Origin of the sequence: Solibacillus isronensis (assembly GCF_900168685.1) — a bacterium.
Lineage (GTDB): Bacteria > Bacillota > Bacilli > Bacillales_A > Planococcaceae > Solibacillus > Solibacillus isronensis_A.
Genome location: NZ_FVZN01000013.1, coordinates 220536 through 238213 on the forward strand (window position 1 = coordinate 220536; position 17678 = coordinate 238213).

The window sequence follows — 17678 nt, forward strand, 5'->3', positions numbered from 1 at the left end:
CAAAATAATGGAAATTTATTCAAGAGTAGGATCAGATAACATTAAATCATCCTCTGCTAGTTGAAGAAATGTTTGATAGTCGCTGTATTCACTCTTTAGTTTTCTATATGCCTGTTCCCTTTGTTCACTAGTTGTTGCTTCCATATATTTATCAAAACTAATAGCAAAGTCTATTCTTGCTTCATTGTATTTATAGAAATACTGATCATGGATTTTTTGTTCAGATGAAAGCCCTACACCTGTTTTATTAAAAATTGTAGTAAACATAACATTTATGTTCCCAAGCATTTCTTTTCGTTCATCCACTTCATAATTGTCAGCATTCTCATGAAATTCGATTACTTCTGCAATTGGAGAAGCCAATAGTTCTAAAGAATAGTATGGAATCTGTCGGTATTCGAGAATCGTTCGATGCTGCTGATACATAAACGTAATAATGTAAATTCCCATAATCCCTGCAATCACAAGTTTTAATTTTTTCATTCTAATCACCTCACTATTAAAAGTATCACACTGTCTGAAGAGAAAATAGTTGAGCCCGATATACATTGAAACATAGCCCACCCTCACTTTAGTTGTAGTGCATGTTTGGGAACTTTAATTCTCTTATCATTTTAAATGTCTAATTTTTAAAAATCAGGCATTCCGAACATAAGAGATACCCCACAGGAAACCCAATTAAAACAATCACTGATGCTTTTCCCCAAAAGCTGTTTTCGCTATACGAAGAAGCTAGTGCTGAAGCTAAATATTCAATATAAATTCAATTATCTTAAACTTGACAGAGAAATAACTAAGTATTAATATTTTTATATATTATAAATAGAGTTTTATCCTTAGTTTGGTAGTCAATATTTTGGACATTGATTATCCATTCAAAAAGGAATTAGAATAATAATTTTAAATAATAGGTAGACATTTTAAAAAACCTAGATTAGGTTAGTTAAAAGTAAACCGACAATTTTAAAAGTAAATGGTTTGATATTTGAAACCATTATTTTTGGATTGTCGGTTTTTTTATTTTTAGAAATGAAAGCTATAGACTTGTTAGAAATGGTGCAGAGAAATAATATTTATATATATGCCATATGGGAGAAACTAAAGGTCACACAAACCATTAAATAAATGTTTAACGATTAATTGTGAAATAGGAAGGGATGGAAGTCATGATGGATAAAACAAAAGGTGCTCTTGAAGCCGAAATCAGTAAAGTGTTAACGAATTGGGAGAAAAGTTATCTAGGGCGCGGTTCCGTATCGGTTAAATCAGATATCTTGCGGGATATGGTGGTTGTTGTGTTAGGCGGGGTCTTAACACCTGCTGAATATGCAGTATGCCAAGATAAAGAGGGCCTATTATCAGTCAAAAAAATGCGAAATAGCTTGGTGGAATCGGGTGTAGAAGAAATAAAAGAAGCAATTCTAACCATAACAGGTCTGGAAGTGGTGAGTTTTTATAGTGATTTGAGCACAATAACTGGGGAACGCATTATGGTCTTTAAGCTTTCAGAGGATTTGCAAAGTAAATTATGATGTAACCATTGAATGTAGTCATTTCTATAGAATCGTTTGAAGAAGTTAACGTAGTAGTGAATTAATAGTCTTCAAGGGAAAGATTATACCCCTAATTATAATAGCGGAAAAAGGAGGTTTAAATTGATATGGATAAGAGTAAGACATCAGTACCTCACTTAGATACAAAACTAAAAAACCATATTGAAGTTTTCGATAATGAAATCCATCTAAATATAAAGGAAACGATAGCTAAAAATAAGGAAATAATAGAGAAAAATCGTGAAATTCTATCCCTTAAATTGGCTGACGATTTAAAAAAAGTAACAGAATGAGTTTTCTTTCTTCCTCAACAATCAGGCGCGATTCTTCACTAAGAAGATCGCGTTTTATATTGGTGACTAAATAGTTATTGATTTGATTTAAACAATCTTACATACAACGTTCTACAATGTTAAAGTTGAAACGATAGCGAGAACCAAGATACTGTTAAACCAATATCTTAAAAATGTCTTCAACAACCGTGCGCTTTTCTTGAATAAGGAAAGTGCTTTATTCAATTATAGGACCATATTCAACTTTTACCGTTTTTTCCCCCACCTTTGATTTGGAATAATTATTTTGAAGGAGGTGTTTCTTTAAACCGTTTAATCAAAAATAAAATTAAGTTGTAGAAAACTAATGTAAATAGAAAGATAAAAAGATTATCCCCCCACTGAATCCCGTTACCATTATACATATCTAATATAGTCCTACTTATAAACAAAAGACTCGGAAATACAAGAGCCCGTATATATTTATTTGTAAAAATGACCTTCCCCCCTTTTTAACCTAAGCGTCTTTCTGATATTTTTTATTTTGAACAGCAAAGAACATCCAAATCAAAACTAAGGTACTGGCAGGTCCATTTACTTGAGAGAAATTCAGATGAAATATCCACTTAATCAAGCCTTGTGTAATGATCGACATTATTGTCAAAATGATAATTAATAACAGCGAGTGTACTATTAATTTGGGAAAATGTATTTGAGAAAGTCTTGGTAAATCCATAATTTCACACCTTCGTATAAAACATTCTAATTTATCATTCAATCATAGAAATTAAAGCAATACTACAAACAATTAGCGTAAAAGATGCCGTTAGCCAAAATGTATTAATAGAAGTGGATTGCTCTTCTTTTATTATTTTTACAAGATTGGTACAAAATATTACGCATAAACTTATTAATACTACGAATATCAAAGTTTAGCACTCCTTCCAAAAACAGTATAACAAATATTTTCTAGGGGAATATTACCAAAGTCATCTAATTTGATGAGACTAATTTGATTCTACTTTTTTACAGTAAAATACGGATGCATGAGAATCGGCACAGAATTGCTCCCCCTTAGCTTTTAACCACTAAAAAAGATGACTCCACCAACTTATCGGAGTCATCTAACTTTTAATATAGCTTTTCTAATGTTATTTCGTTGTAAAATTTCGGTTACCAATAGTTTCAAACCATGTACGAATTTGCTGTGTATCATCAGAGAATGTTAAGCCCAATAAAAGCAATAAACGTGCTTTTTGTGCTAGTAAGTCCCCTGCAGCAATAATATTACCTGATCCACCGTACACTTCACCCGAACCTACACGGCTTGTAGAAGCAAAAACGATTCCTTTTTCTGCCGCAGCTTTACGTGCTGTAGATTGTAAAGAAGAAGTTCCACCTGCACCTGTACCAGCTGTTACGATTCCTTTAACACCTGCATTTGCAAATGCTTCAATTACTTCCCCACCAGCCATTTGGTACGTATATGCGATTTCAACACGTGGTAATTCTTTATCTTTTACTTCTGCTAAGTCAAAAGGTGTTGCCCACGCTTCAGTATTACATGCTTTAACACGAGCTGGAGCACGTTCTACGTTAATGTTGTCACCGTCAATATAACCTAAAATACCATATTCACCGCTTTGGAATGTATCTGTACGGTATGTGTTTGTCTTTGTAACTTCACGTGCTGCATGAATTTCATCATTTAACATTAATACTGTGCCGTAGCAATATGTGTTTTGACTAGCTGCTAATTTAATCGCATTTAATAAGTTGATTGGTCCATCGCCACCAATTGTTACATCGCCATTTGCATTCCCCCAAGGACGCATCGCCCCTGTTAAAACAACTGGTTTTTGGTTTTGTACTGTTAAATCGAACCAATAAGCAAACTCTTCCATTGTGTCTGTACCTGTCGTTACAACAACACCATCAGAAGTTTTTAAAGTTTCATCAATTAATAATGATAATTCACGGAATTCATCGATTGAGTAGGAGCCTGATCCTTTGTTTCCAAATTGAATTGTTTTTACGTCTGCATATTGTGAAACTTCCGGAGAAATATATTTAACCATATCTTCAACGGCAATACGAGATTGGCCGTAACTTAAATAACTCACTCGAGATGTACCTAACGAGCCAATTGTCCCGCCTGTTGCAATAACTGTTACTACTGGTTTTTTCTCGACTAATTCTTCTGCACGTGCAAATGTTGAGGGGGTAAACATTGAAATAATTAATAATGCAGCTAAAATTGGTGCTAACAATTGATTCATACGTTTTTGACCTTTTTCCATTTGACCAGCCTCCGTTTTACGTTAGATTATCTGACATAGAAAAATATGATTTTATTATAAAAACCCAAAAATCGTTAATTATTTAAATTTTCTAATGAATTTTTATAATAAAATTGTAAACTCTCCTTTCTTAAGGACAAATATAAATTATATTTTTTTCCAAGTCAATCATTTTCTTGAAATAATGTAAGGAAATCTAACATAATATTTTTCTTTTTATATTTTGCCACGAGTAATTTTTTGATAATTTTCGTAAGTACTAAACACCTCTTGTGAGTAATTTTTACGCAAAAAAAAGCGCCTAATAAATATATTAGACGTTAGACGACATGGAGGATGATTATCTTTATATGCGTTTGTACATACCTAAAAATATATGAGCAAATAAATATGGATTGGAACCTCTTTTCATAAAAAGCGTGATTCTTCTCCTTGTATATATTAAACATTTTAGCTTTTATTATTTTAATTAATTTTATTAAGCCAATACTAAATATCAATGTTCCAATTAGCATAAACGAATGTATGAAACCATTTAAAATTGGAACATACTCCCCTGTTAAGTTTTTATCTGCATAACAATAGTCACTCGTTCTCTAATTGATACAAAAATTTTCTTCATCCTTATAGGTTAGCTAATTTACTACTTTCCCTTTGGCATTTAAAAGGTATTTGAGAGCAATAAGATAAAACAAAAAACCACTGAAATCATTCTTCAGTGGCTTCTTTTTGTTTCTTTGAGTCAAGAATTTTACGGTTTTGCTCTATTACTTCTTTATTCTTCTCTATTGTAACCTTAATGTTTTCAAGCATTTCTTTATCTTCATTACTGCTAGTTTCAGAATTATTCTTTAGGTGTTCATCTAAGTCGGATGTTTTATTATCTTTATTAATCACTAAATTCACCTCTCATAATGACTATATTTTTAGTATAAATGATTGAAAGCAACTTTTATATTAAATTTATGTATCATTTTCATAATTTTGGTTATTCTACTCGTTTACTGGGTAGGGGCTTGTTCAAGCATTCCTATTTTACACTATTTAGTAAAATTAAGTATATAATTTATATATAAAGGAAATTGGAGGTTGCTTATGAATGCTAAAGGTAAGAGTAAAAAAATGATAGCAAGTATATTCATTTTGTTTATAGTTGCCCTATTCGTGGCTTTCTTTGTTTTTAACAGCAATACATTAGCCAGCGATGAAGTTTTTAATGATATAGACTTTGAGTCAGAATACGTTAATGTTGACGGTTATAAATTGGATCGTGAGACAGAAGAGATTTTTGTAAAACTTAAGTTGATAGAGGATGATAAAAAAGCAATTCTAGAAGCTTTTAAAAATTCTAAGTTTGAAATATTATCTAGTTCAGAATCATATGTGGATGGAAATTATTTTATCAATATTACATTAAATAAGCGTTATGAGTTAGAACTTGATTCAACTCAAAAAGTATTAATATTTTCCTATGAAGAAGACAATGATAGCGATCATAAGTATTATAAATTCTCGAATGATAATGGTTTATTTGAGCTTTTAGAAACAATAGCAAAAGGATCTGTTAATCAATAATCCGAACCTTATTGTTGAATACTCAGAATAATGATCAAATAAAAAAGATGCTCTGCTGGCATCTTTTATTCTAGTCTTCAATACCCTTTTGAGTATCTTCAATTAGTTGATTTAATACTTTTCTGCATTTTCGTAATCCTTTTCTTTTAGGGCTTCTTATATATCATTTAAAAACGCGAAAACCAATTAAACCGGTTTTCGCGTTACGTCTTCCTACTATTAAGAATGTTTCTTTAAATACTCCAACGTCGCCTTTGCAAGTGTGTTTGCAGCAACTAAAAGTGCACGCTCATCAATATCGAACTTTGGATGGTGGTGCGGGTACGCTTCTTCTTTCTCAGGATCGCGTGCACCTGTGAAGTAGAATGTTCCCGGTACTTTTTCTAAATAATAGGCAAAGTCTTCCCCGCCCATTTCCGGTTCACAAATGACTACTTCTTCAACACCCGGCGTTTCTTTAGCCTGTTCGATGAAGAATCTCGTCGTCTCGCGATCATTAATAACAGCCGAATAGCCGCGCACATAATCATAATCGTAATCAGCCTTCATCACTAAGCATGCCGCCTTCAGGACATCTTCCAGCTCACGCTCAATTTGGTCACGCGTTCCTTCGTCAAATACACGAACCGTTCCTTTAATTTTTACCGAATCGGCAATAACGTTGAATGGGTTTAATGCTTCAAAGTGACAAACCGAAACAACTGCCGGTTTCACTGGACTAATACGACGACCTAAAATTTGCTGGGCATTCACAACAAACTGTGAACCGATGTAAATCGAGTCTTTCGTTTCCTGTGGTTTAGCTCCGTGTCCGCCCTTCCCTTTAATCGTAATGTAGAAGGCATCTGCTGCAGCCATTAACGGCCCTTCGCAAACAGCGATTTTCCCCTGCTCTACCGGTGCCCATAAATGCTGACCGAAAATAACATCCACCCCGTCCAGGCAGCCATCTTCAATCATTGCAGTCGCTCCACCCGGCGCAATTTCTTCACCAAATTGGTGGATGAATACAACATTTCCTTGAATCTCATCCTGGATTTTGTTCAGTGCTTTTGCCAATACAAGCAGTGACGCCGTATGCCCGTCATGACCACATGCATGCATTCTGCCATCTACCTTCGATTTATAAGAAACATCATTTTGCTCTTGAATCGCCAGTGCATCGAAATCCGCACGTAGCGCAACCGTTTTACCAGGTTTTCCACCGCGTAATGTAGCAACTACCCCGCGTCCCCCTACACCTTCACGTACTTCATGTCCAAGCGCACGATGGTACTCTGCAATATATTTCGGTGTTTCCACCTCTTCATGTGAAAGCTCCGGATTTTGGTGCAAGTAACGACGAATCGCTACCATTTCATCATAGTGCTGTTCTAGTATGTCAAATATATTCGCCATGTTTTACATCCCCAATTTCTAAGTTGTCTGTTGTTTGAATAAACGGTTATTCCCTGTATCTCTGAATATTATTTCAAGTAAATGCCGTCGCCAGGTCCTAGTGGCAGTCCAAGTAAGAACCAGATTGCGAATAAAACAATCCACATAATCGCGAAGAATACTGAGTAAGGCAGTAACGCTGAAATTAATGTACCAATTCCGATATTTTTATCGTAGCGTCGAGCAAATGCTAGTAAAATCGCAAAGTATGCAAGCATCGGTGTAATCGGGTTTGTAATCGAATCCCCTACACGGTACGCCATTTGTGTTACAGCCGGTGAATAGTTTAAGTACATGAACATCGGTACAAAGATTGGAGCAAGTAATGCCCATTTAGCCGATGCACTTGCGATCAGTAAGTTGATGAATGCACAAATGATAATGAAGCCGATAAACATTGGTGCGCCGGTAAAGTTCATATTTTGTAAAAACTCTGCGCCTTTAATTGCTAAGATCGGTCCAATGTTACTCCATCCGAAGTAGGCAATCATTTGTGATGCTACGAATGCCAATACGATGAATGAAGAAAGGTCACCGATTGATTTAAACATTTGTTCTGCTACATCACGGTCCGATTTTACTTTTTTCGTAACGATACCGTAAGTTAAGCCCGGTAGTAAGAAGAAGAACAGCATAATCGGTACGATACCCGTCATAAACGGTGAGTTTAAAAAGCCGTTATCTTCCGGATTACGCAGTAGCCCTGATTCCGGTACTACTAAAATCGCCATTACAATGATGTATGCTAATGTAACAACCCCTGCCCAGCGAAGCCCCTTGTTTTCTAGAGCTGTAAGTGGTTCAGCGACTTCAATTTTCCCGCTGTACTTACCAAAGCGAGGTTCTACGAATTTACCTGTTACCCAAGTTGCGACAACAACTAAAACAAATGTCGAAACAATCAGGAAGTAGTAGTTCATCGTTGCAAGTCCAGTATATGTAGGATCAACCAATTGGGCTGATGTTTGTGTGATGCCCAGTAATAATACGTCTAAAGACGAAATGATAAGGTTTGCACTGAATCCACCGGCAATTGCTGCATAAGTAGCGATTAACCCAACTAGCGGATTTCGTCCAACACTCATGAAAATCATTGCGGCAATTGGAGGTAATATAATGAAGGCTGCGTCTGCGGCAACATTCCCGACAAGACCTGTCAGTAAAATAACAGGCAAGATGATTTTTTTAGGAGCACTTAAAACTGTCTTTTTCATTAATGCCGATATTAAGCCACTGTTTTCAGCTACCCCAATACCGATCATTGTCACGACCACGATACCAAGTGGCGCAAATCCAGTAAAGTTACTAACCATGTTTGTAACAATTTGAATAAGTCCTTCACGGTTCAATAGATTGATAACTTCAATCGTTTCTTCAGTTCCTGGCTTAACAGCAGAAACCCCAAGTTTTGATAAAACAAATGATAGCGCAAGTACAAAGAACGCTAAAATGACGAATAATGTAACCGGATCGGGAAGCTTATTCCCCGCTCGTTCGATTCCGTCTAGAAACCTATCAACCAATTTTTTCTTACCAACTTTACTCTCCATAATGTGTCCCCCTAGAAGTTAATGTTTTATACAATAACAAAATATAAAGTAGATAGCAATAAGTTATGCAAATTTTTAGATTTTTCTTTATATTTATATAGTAATTTTGTATATTTTAGGATTAATTTGGGTGATAAGCTTTTTCCTAGGGGGGTTGTATTTTCTCAAAATAAATTTACACACAAAAAAAGCCTGGCGATACCATGGCACATCTGTTGTGCCATGTTCCCATGCTTTCCATTTCGTTATTTATGGTGATGCTCCTATGACGAAGCGAATATCCTTTAAATAAGCTCACACTATAAAGTTAGTTATTAGTAAGTGCACGCTTTTTCTGAACGTACATATTTTTCAATTTAGCGTAGTAGGCCGCTGCATGTACTGCCCCTGTATCCTTTTTGCGTAAAGCAAATTCGAATGCCTCCACTAAATGTTCTGTAGTAACCAATTCACTTCTGATTTTGATTAAATCGTAATGCTTATAGTTTTCAGGCACTTTCGATAAAATATCCTGATCCCCCGTAATTGAAATTAAATGATCGTCGTTAAAAAATAGTTGTAGCATAGTCCATGTCCCCTTTTCTGTTTAGTATCGCGATGTCACCCTTTGATTAGCTTGCTTCAGCCCGTTTTTAACACGCTTTATTTATATGGCTTCTATCCATTACCCCGTTTTTTGTAAAATGAATCACTAATCAGTCAAAAAAATCTTTATTAATACAATTATTCAGAAAAATGAAATTCAATTCCGGTAAATCCGGTATAATATATCTATAAAGACTGTATTACAGTTATGACGAAGTACTTGGAGAGGATTTACATCTATGAAAATAACACGCGTCATTAAATATAATTTAATCCGGCTATTTCGGCTTAAGTCTGGTCCACATCAAGTTGCATCAGGGGTAACAATTGGCTTTATCCCAAGCTGGCTCCCAACATTCGGACTCGGCCCCGTTCTTGCCGTTGGTATGGCAAGACTCCTGAAGGCGAATACCGTTTCCGCACTTATCGGCGGTGTCCTGGGCACATTTATTTGGCCGCTGCTTTTCTTTTTAAATTATAAAGTCGGGAGCTTACTACTCGACCGAAATATAAAAGTCGATGAATTTGATGAAGTAGAATACATAGATGCGATTGAACATACGTATACAGGCATTGTGAATTCCCATTCGAGCGGATTCACCTTTTTAACAGGGGCCATGTGCAATATAGTGATTTCCTCGATTCCCATATACATCATTGTATATATTATGTTTAAGTCGTACAGGGTGAGGATTTTAAACAAAATTCGTTGAGTTGGAAATCCTCACCACTCACTTGGCAGAATTCCGGGAATATTATAAAATTATCTTTTACAATAATTAGATAAGCAAGGTGATAAAATGCCCTATAGGGGAAGAATATTGGCAACAGGAATCGTTCTCTTATTTAATATAATTCGTTATTTCTATTATCATCAGTATTTAGCATTGCCTTTTAATTGGACATTTTTTATTTTGACGGCTATTTTCCTGGGGATTGCCTGGGTGGCCGGCAAGCAATTTGATAAGGTCAAATACCTGTCAGAAAGAGATCCCCTAACCGGTACCTATAACCGACGGACAGTAGAAGAATACTTTCACAAGGCTGCAAAGATAAGCGATATAAAGAAACAATCATTAGGGATCATCATGCTCGATTTAAATAAATTTAAAGAAGTAAACGATAATTACGGTCACCATAAAGGCGACGAACTCCTCATACAAGTTGCCGCAGCATTGAATACGTTTGTTACGAAACACGATTTAGTTGGAAGATGGGGCGGCGATGAATTCGTCGTTCTAGTAGACAATATGAAAGAAAACACAGCCGATGCCTATGTCAAAGAACTCCAGCTAGCCATCACACTGGAAAATGTCGAGGCTTCTGTCGGATATGCAATCTACCCTAAGCACGGAAAGAGTTTTCAGAAGCTTGTGCAAGAGGCGGATGCTTATATGTATAGGGATAAGAAGGACAAGTGACGTTGCTAAATTGCACGTTGCGTCATATATAAACGAATCTTGCGCCCGCCTGAATATTTCAGGGGGGCGCTTTTTTATCGTACAAATAGAATCTATGCATTGTTATGTTAAACAAATCCTATACTTGAGGAAGGAAAGATTTGTTCAGTGATTAGGCGCATCAGCACCGATCATTTTAAGTTATCCATGAAGTTTTTTATTGCGTCCATTCGTATTTTTGAGTTGCACTCTTCACAACGAAAAGTTTTGCTCTCTCTTTCTTTGAATTGTCTATATCTCAGTGTACCTTCATATAATTTGAATGTTTGTCTACAACTACTACACTCGCTTTCGTAGTAAAGCATAGTTTCCCTCCTACTGTGTGATTCATTAGTTTTTAGTTGATTGTTTGAAAATAGTAACCAGTTCGTTTCTTAAATGTACCATTTAGTAATCAGTGATATAAAGAAAAGTAACAATCAATTTTCCGAATTTAGCGGCTTCCTTTAGACTGCCTGTTGCGGATCCGCAACTAGTACAAACAGGGGTAATTGAAGACTACAGATTATTCATACCAAAGGGAAGTAGTGGTTACATATCTTCTGTGACCATCAACGGAACTAACTATGATATTGAAGGGTATATCGGTGTAGATGAAGCAAAGGAGGGGGTAGGTAAATTGAAATTAAAGATTCATTACCTGCCGTGAGTCCGGTACAACCGGACTCATTTTACCAAAGCTGCCTATGCGAAATAACCGTGTCTAACTGGTCACTTCAAACATTAGCTAGAAGTGAACAACCGGCAGCTACTGATTGATTTCCGTCGACTCGGCTAATTTCATTAAATAGTACTGTTCTTCCCTAGCCATGTGGTCAGCCATGGATGCAGAAAATGATCCTAACACTTCTGCGGTTAACTCCATTTCTTCCAGTTCATTTAAAAAAGTTTTAAATAAGCCCATTTCCACTTCAACCTCAGAGTTAAATCGGGTTAACGCCGGGAACTTCTGTATATTCGTACGTAAATAGCCTGTTAGTTCCACTGCTTTCAAATAAAACTGATCAAAGTGTTTTGTAAAGGTACTGCTTTTTTCCTTTAGTCTTTTCTCTACACCATCCAATCGGTCATTAATGGCACCTGCATGACCGGAAGCATCTACAAGCCAGATGAGATGGTGATGTAATTCGTGGAATATTGGCGGTATTCCTCCCTGTTTGAGATACTTTAATATACGTAAATATTCTTCTAATTCGTTCACCATATGATTTAAGAAAGTAGGTGTTAAATGGATTTTCATTTCGCCCGTTATGTGCCGTTCAATTATCGATAGTTTGAAGGCCCTTAATTCATTTACCGCTTCTTCAACATTATTAGCGAAAAGAAGCGCATTGGATTCGTTAAGTGATCTTACTTGAGAAAGAAGTTGATCGAATACCTGTATAAAGGAAGCAGCTCTAGAAATATCCTCCATTTCAGAAGGATATAGTGAATCATAGATAAATCGTGAATGATCTCCCAGCACCTGAAGCCAAAACTGATGTTCAAAAACAGCACTCTTCATATAATTTTCCACGCTATTTACATCCCCTTTTTTCACACTGGTATTCAATTTATTCAGCTTGAAATCAATTTATGAGAGATATTGAAGGAGCTCCTAATAAGAAAGCGCAATTCCTTTTTCAAGAATTGCGATATTGTTAAAGATTGTTATTTAACTAAAGTCCCCCTGAATCCCCAGACTTATTTTTTTGGTTGTTGCAACCCTTGAAAAACTATAATTTATTACCTGGTTTACATAGCTATAGTAACTGTCCTCTTTATGTATAATTCTTCAGTTTCAATTATTAATATCTAAATCTGAATCCATTCTTTTCTTTTAATTTGTTTTTTGTATTAGGAATCCTGTAAGACCTAGTTACTTTGCCTAACAATATGGCTATAAAATGCAAAATATAGCTGTAATAAGCCTTAAGTCTTAATCTAGATAACCTAACTATATTACCTCCATTCACATACTGTAATAATGAATAACTTTGGAAGGAGGTGTTTCTATGAATATTCAAAATAGTATTGTTGGAATTTTCCTTGGATTTCTCACAGGTGTAATTTGGCTGCTACTATCCTTATTAGGGTTCATTACTGATTTTTTGGAATTAATCGGTCTAGGTGGAGCTCTTGGAAATATTTTAAACATTCTAGTTGCGTTAATTGGCTTCCTAACCTTTATTTGGTTTGGAATATGCCTATTCAAGAAAGCGTGGCACTATTGCAGGGGGCATAAACCGGGATGCTAATGGATTATTATAATCTTGGCAACAACGATTTTTGTTGAGGCATCTAATAATTAAAATACCTGCTGACAGTCTTTAGTATTAGGCCGTTTTTTATCATTTTTTTAAAGGGGCTGGGACAGAATTAGTTCCAGTTCACGCAAAAAAGAGAAATTGCACAATGCAATTTCTCTTTTTTGCGCTTTATTAAGAAAATATTGGAAGAGGTATTAACCTCTTACCGCATACTTCCTTAAATTTGTGGCCATTAGTGCCAAACCTATTTCGTTAGTAACCTTTGATTTTCCCCGAACAGAAAATCGACGGAAACACAAATTAGCCTTCAAGAATCCAAAAACTGGTTCCACGTCAATTTTACGTTGACGATAAATGGCAGCCGTTTTTTCTTCTGAAAGCTTCGCTCTTACTTCTTCTTTTTGTTGTTCCCAATTCTCATTAATCATGAGTCTACGATTTTTCCCTTCCGCTGCTTTGGTACACTTTGTACGGAAAGGACACCCTGTACATTCTTCACATTCATAGATTTTAAATTCTCTTTGGAAACCTGATTTATCCGTACGAACAGAATTGTATTGGAATCGTAATCTCTTTTCATTTGGACATATGTATGCATCGTTTTCTTTCTCATACACCCAATTGCTTGTCTTAAAAGGATCATTTTTGTATTTTCGCTTCTGTTCGTTCAAGTAATGATTGAATGTAATGAGTGCTGTTCGTTTTCGATTGTTAAGAATATCCTGGTAATTCTGTTCACTGCCGTATCCGGCATCCGCTACAATATGCTTTGGTAACTCGAAATAATTTTCTTCAATTTGATTAAGAAATGGAATAAGCGTTTTCGTGTCTGTTGGATTTGGAAATACATCGTACGCGAGTGTATATTGACCTTCAGTAGCGATTTGTACATTATATCCTGGCTTCAATTGGCCGTTTTGCATATAGTCATCTTTCATCCGCATAAATGTTGCTTCATGATCCGTCTTTGAATAACTGTTACGTGTGCCAAACACATCAAAATCTTTTTGGTATTTCTGCTTTCTTATGATCCAATCGTGTACTTGTTTAAGTATTTGCTTCGGTGTTTTTCGTTCGCTACGTAATCTTTTTCGCTCAATGACATCGTCAGAATGCTCTATTTTGCTCGTATAGTCGTCGACTACTTCTTCTAGGTGATGTGCTACTTGAGTTAACTCTTCTAATGATAACTGTTCATCATTTTCACGTTTGATTTCAGGAATAATTTGATGTTCAAGTAACTCATCGTAAAGTTTATTTGATTTTTCTACGAGGTTGGTGTGATGTTTTTCCACTGATTTTTTCCAAACAAATGTGAACTTATTGGCATTTGCCTCAATCTTTGTGCCATCGATAAAAATCGCTTCCTGATCGATGAGTTTTTCTTCAACTAACTGACAACGGAATTGTACAAAACATTGGCGAATGAGTTCTTTCATATTTGGATGTACACGAAAACGATTAATAGTGCGATAACTTGGTTCATATCCTTGGGCAAGCCACATCATACGGATACTGTCTCTAGTCAGATCTTCAATTTTTCTTCCTGAAAAAGTGGATTGTGTGTAACCACATAGAATCAGCTTTAGCATCATACGTGGATGATACGATGGGCAACCCGTATGGTGAATGAAAGGAGCGAAAGCTTCGTTTGGAATGCTTTCGACCAAATTATGGATTGAAAAGGCAATATCATTTTTATGTAACTTTACTTCTAAATCTAGCGGTAAAATAAGTTGATTCATGTTATAATCTTTAAACATAAGGACACTTCTTTCGTTTGAAATTTGGTTGTAGGATACTTAAATTTTAACAGAGAATGTCCTTTTTTTATGCTCGAAATTATGCAGAGATTTACTTGATATAGAAGAAAAATTAGTTGTTCGGAGTGAAGGCGGCGACTCCCAGGGGACAAGCACGTGGGAGAGACTAAAGGCTCGATCCGTGCCCCCAGGAAAGCGTCCGCCGTAACGGAGAACAACGGCTACATAGTAGACACAAAATAATAAAGCCGTTCAATTTTACTCATCGTAAAATGGCACTGACCTAAATTAATGAGACAAATAAAAACACCTTTCGTTGAAAAACGGGTATTAAACCTAGTAAATCAACGTGGAGGTGTTTTTTCTATGGGTACAAGAGTAAGCTATCCAGCAGAAGTGAAAATGAAAGCAATCGAAATGAAGCTGTCAGGAATTCCTGCAAAGCAAATAATGGATGAATTGAATATTAAAAATGTTAGTCAATTAAAAACATGGATGAAATGGTATAAAACTGGCGAAATATATCGACTTCATCAGCCGGTGGGGAAACAATATTCTTTCGGAAAAGGGCCTGAGTTTGATTCAGAGGAATCCCGTTTACAGGCTGAAAATCGTTATTTAAAACAGCAAGTGGAAGTGCTAAAAAAGTACAAGGAATTGGAAAGGAAGTGGTTGGACAAGCATTTGTAGAAGTAGTAGAGGCACTTAGAGGCCAAATTTCTATACAAAGAATCTGTGAATTAATGGGTGTGGCAAGGGCCACGTATTATCGTTGGAGAAAACAAAAAGGTGCGCAAACGACAAAAGAAAAACGAGATCAAGATGTTGGTGAAAAATGTGCAGCACATAAATATCGGTATGGTTATCGTAAAATCGCAAGTTTCTTTCCGGATTTAGCCGAGAAAACGGTTCAAAAAATCATGCAAAAATATAATTGGTCGTGTCGTGTTAAAGTGAAGAAACGTAAGCGTACGGGGCAACCAACAAGTATAGCACCGAATCATTTAGAGCGTGATTTCCACGCTACTGAGCCACTTCAAAAGCTCGTAACCGATATTACTTACTTGCCTTTTGGTCAATCGATGTTATATCTTTCAAGTATTATGGACTTATACAACGGCGAAATTATTGCGTACACAATTGGAACGACACAGGATACACAATTCGTAGTGGACACATTGAGTCAAGTAGAAGGAATCTCAAGTGAGGCAATTCTTCATAGCGATCAAGGGTCGGTCTATACATCTTACGAATATCAAAAACAAGTAAAAGAAAAAGGAATTACCATGAGCATGTCCCGTAAAGGCACGCCAGCTGATAATTCCCCAATCGAAACGTTTCACTCCTCGCTAAAGTCCGAAACGTTCTATCTCGACGGAATCCACAGCACAACGAATGCATGTGTGATTCGAATCGTCGAAGAGTATATAAACTATTATAACAATATCCGTATTCAAACGAAACTAAACAACCAGTCGCCGGTGCAATACCGTCAACTGGCTGTTTAGAAGGTGTTTTCTTACTGTCTCAAAAAAGGCAGTCAGTGCCAATTTGAACGGCTTTTTATTGAGGAGGGTTTTGTCCCAACCTCTTTAAGCGGGTTACAATTATCGGATTTTTTTATTCTCCCCAACTAATATTATGTTTCCTACCATTGTTTTCCCCCACCTCCAACTTTATATTAGAAAACTGCTTATAAAGGAAAAAATGCAATTGATTTTAATCGGAATGCAGTATTGGATAATAAATTTGTCCTCTACCATACATACTACAGATGAGGTGGGATAATGACGTTTGTACGATTAGGATACGTTGCGATGAGTATGGAATTAAAAAATGCTTCTCCGTCTCAAACGATGACGTTTTCTCAATTTCAAAAAATTAAGGATCGTGAAGCTGCGATACGAAAGTTAGAACGGATTGCACTGAAAAATTTAGAAAATACATATAGTAAGAAATCGATTCTGGGATAAATTTTTGTGGAATTGCATCACCTTGACTCGTTCCTACAAAACTGTGCCCACCAAGTGCCAAAATCTCCAAGGGTATATTACCACTATAATCGGTAGCGACAGTAGCCAGTTTTCCAAAAGTAACTAATGATATTTATTTAATATACGATATTAATGGAGCATAATAGAGCCGCCATCAACCATCAATGTTTGACCTGTTATATATTTAGAGTCTTCTGACGCTAAAAAGACAGCAGCACGTCCGATATCCTGTTCCGGATCACCGAATTTACCCATCGGAATACCAGCAAGTACCCCTTCATAATATTCCGGCTGTGCTTTTGCCCAAGCTTGTACACCTTCTGAATTGGCGATTGGTGAAATCAGGTTCGCTGTAATACCATCTGCGCCAAATTCATTTGCTACGACACGCGTAATACCGCGAATCGCTTCTTTCGCTGCGGCATAAGCAGCTTGTGTTTTATGCCCCTTTAAACCGGCACCTGAAGCAAAGTTAATAATATTACCACGAGTTTTCTTTAAATGTGGAATAGCCGCCTGCATTAAATACCATGTAGGATAGAAGCCTGTATCCATTGACAATGCTAAATGTTCTGGTGTTGTTTCAAGGAATGGTACTTGTTTAGAAGCATGTGCATTATTTACTAGCACATCTAAACGGCCATATTTCTCGACAACTTGTTCCACGACATTTTTGAGTTGATCATGCTTTGTTAAATCAAATTCAATAAAGCTAGATTGTGGTGAGTGTTGCTGTAATTCCGCCAATAGGTTTGCGCCGGCTTCCGGATTAAGATCAACTGCCACTACAATTGCTCCCTCTTTTACCATTGCACGCCCCATACCCGCGCCGATACCGCCAGCACCACCTGTAATGATCACTACCTTGTCTTTTAATTTCAATACAATTTCTCCTTCTCAGAAAAATCACAATCCTAACGTGATTGTTCCCAGTATCGTT

The 17678-nt window shown here is 36.3% G+C and carries 16 protein-coding genes and 1 pseudogene; 8 read left to right on the forward strand and 9 right to left on the reverse strand.

Annotated features, from left to right (window positions below; all coding sequences use genetic code 11):
- Positions 1 to 15: 15 nt before the first annotated feature.
- A complete protein-coding gene (locus B5473_RS07705; RefSeq protein WP_079524346.1) occupies positions 16 to 483 on the reverse strand; it encodes a hypothetical protein in 468 nt (155 codons plus the stop codon).
- A gap of 686 nt (positions 484 to 1169) precedes the next feature.
- On the opposite strand from B5473_RS07705, the gene B5473_RS07710 reads away from it, so the two are divergent.
- Together B5473_RS07710 and B5473_RS07715 are read left to right on the forward strand one after the other, a co-directional pair.
- Positions 1170 to 1532, forward strand: a complete 363-nt coding sequence (locus B5473_RS07710; protein WP_079524519.1) for a DUF2294 domain-containing protein — start codon at positions 1170 to 1172, stop codon at positions 1530 to 1532.
- A gap of 128 nt (positions 1533 to 1660) precedes the next feature.
- Positions 1661 to 1846: a multidrug transporter gene (locus B5473_RS07715; protein WP_079524347.1), complete on the forward strand. Its 186-nt coding sequence runs from the start codon at positions 1661 to 1663 to the stop codon at positions 1844 to 1846.
- A 1130-nt stretch (positions 1847 to 2976) separates the two neighbouring features.
- On the opposite strand, the gene B5473_RS07725 is transcribed toward B5473_RS07715, so the two are convergent.
- Both B5473_RS07725 and B5473_RS07735 read right to left on the reverse strand, forming a co-directional pair.
- Positions 2977 to 4125 (reverse strand): asparaginase, encoded by a 1149-nt coding sequence (locus tag B5473_RS07725; RefSeq protein WP_217699915.1) that lies wholly within the window; start codon positions 4123 to 4125, stop codon positions 2977 to 2979.
- A gap of 708 nt (positions 4126 to 4833) precedes the next feature.
- The gene (locus B5473_RS07735) at positions 4834 to 5022 is read right to left on the reverse strand and encodes a hypothetical protein (protein WP_079524349.1); all 189 of its coding nucleotides are present in this window, start codon (positions 5020 to 5022) and stop codon (positions 4834 to 4836) included.
- Positions 5023 to 5220: 198 nt separating this feature from the next.
- Between B5473_RS07735 and B5473_RS07740 the strand changes: the two genes are divergently transcribed.
- The gene (locus B5473_RS07740) at positions 5221 to 5700 is read left to right on the forward strand and encodes a hypothetical protein (protein ID WP_079524350.1); all 480 of its coding nucleotides are present in this window, start codon (positions 5221 to 5223) and stop codon (positions 5698 to 5700) included.
- 219 nt (positions 5701 to 5919) lie between these two features.
- Here the strand turns inward: B5473_RS07740 and B5473_RS07745 are convergent, their stop codons facing one another.
- The 3 genes from B5473_RS07745 to B5473_RS07755 form a co-directional block, all read right to left on the reverse strand.
- Positions 5920 to 7098 carry an amidohydrolase gene (locus B5473_RS07745; RefSeq protein ID WP_079524351.1) on the reverse strand — a complete coding sequence of 393 codons (1179 nt, stop codon included), beginning with the start codon at positions 7096 to 7098 and terminating at the stop codon, positions 5920 to 5922.
- 68 nt (positions 7099 to 7166) lie between these two features.
- Positions 7167 to 8687, reverse strand: coding sequence for an AbgT family transporter (locus B5473_RS07750; RefSeq protein WP_079524352.1), 1521 nt, complete (start codon positions 8685 to 8687; stop codon positions 7167 to 7169).
- 307 nt (positions 8688 to 8994) lie between these two features.
- Entirely contained in the window at positions 8995 to 9252 is a 258-nt protein-coding gene (locus B5473_RS07755; protein ID WP_079524353.1) for a UDP-glucose 6-dehydrogenase, read from the reverse strand.
- 259 nt (positions 9253 to 9511) lie between these two features.
- Here B5473_RS07755 and B5473_RS07760 point away from each other — a divergent pair, with 259 nt between their 5' ends.
- Both B5473_RS07760 and B5473_RS07765 read left to right on the forward strand, forming a co-directional pair.
- Positions 9512 to 9985, forward strand: coding sequence for a DUF2062 domain-containing protein (locus B5473_RS07760; RefSeq protein WP_079524354.1), 474 nt, complete (start codon positions 9512 to 9514; stop codon positions 9983 to 9985).
- A 108-nt stretch (positions 9986 to 10093) separates the two neighbouring features.
- Positions 10094 to 10693 carry a GGDEF domain-containing protein gene (locus B5473_RS07765; protein ID WP_254865271.1) on the forward strand — a complete coding sequence of 200 codons (600 nt, stop codon included), beginning with the start codon at positions 10094 to 10096 and terminating at the stop codon, positions 10691 to 10693.
- A 787-nt stretch (positions 10694 to 11480) separates the two neighbouring features.
- Here B5473_RS07765 and B5473_RS07775 read toward each other — a convergent pair.
- On the reverse strand, positions 11481 to 12236 hold the full coding sequence (locus B5473_RS07775; RefSeq protein WP_413078755.1) for a DUF2935 domain-containing protein: 756 nt from the start codon (positions 12234 to 12236) through the stop codon (positions 11481 to 11483).
- A gap of 490 nt (positions 12237 to 12726) precedes the next feature.
- Here B5473_RS07775 and B5473_RS07780 point away from each other — a divergent pair, with 490 nt between their 5' ends.
- Positions 12727 to 12969 (forward strand): ABC transporter, encoded by a 243-nt coding sequence (locus tag B5473_RS07780; RefSeq protein ID WP_079524358.1) that lies wholly within the window; start codon positions 12727 to 12729, stop codon positions 12967 to 12969.
- 206 nt (positions 12970 to 13175) lie between these two features.
- Here the strand turns inward: B5473_RS07780 and B5473_RS07785 are convergent, their stop codons facing one another.
- Complete coding sequence (locus tag B5473_RS07785) at positions 13176 to 14744, reverse strand: IS1182 family transposase (protein ID WP_079523334.1); 1569 nt, start codon at positions 14742 to 14744, stop codon at positions 13176 to 13178.
- A gap of 366 nt (positions 14745 to 15110) precedes the next feature.
- Between B5473_RS07785 and B5473_RS07790 the strand changes: the two genes are divergently transcribed.
- Together B5473_RS07790 and B5473_RS07795 are read left to right on the forward strand one after the other, a co-directional pair.
- Positions 15111 to 16252 (forward strand): IS3 family transposase gene (locus B5473_RS07790; RefSeq protein ID WP_139377712.1). Its coding sequence is split into 2 segments (ribosomal slippage): positions 15111 to 15384 and positions 15384 to 16252, totalling 1143 coding nucleotides; the frame shifts between segments, so codons are not numbered across the junction.
- A gap of 279 nt (positions 16253 to 16531) precedes the next feature.
- Positions 16532 to 16687: pseudogene (locus B5473_RS07795) on the forward strand (UV DNA damage repair endonuclease UvsE); the annotation flags it as partial.
- 180 nt (positions 16688 to 16867) lie between these two features.
- Here B5473_RS07795 and B5473_RS07800 read toward each other — a convergent pair.
- Positions 16868 to 17620, reverse strand: coding sequence for an SDR family NAD(P)-dependent oxidoreductase (locus B5473_RS07800; protein ID WP_079524359.1), 753 nt, complete (start codon positions 17618 to 17620; stop codon positions 16868 to 16870).
- Positions 17621 to 17678: the final 58 nt, after the last annotated feature.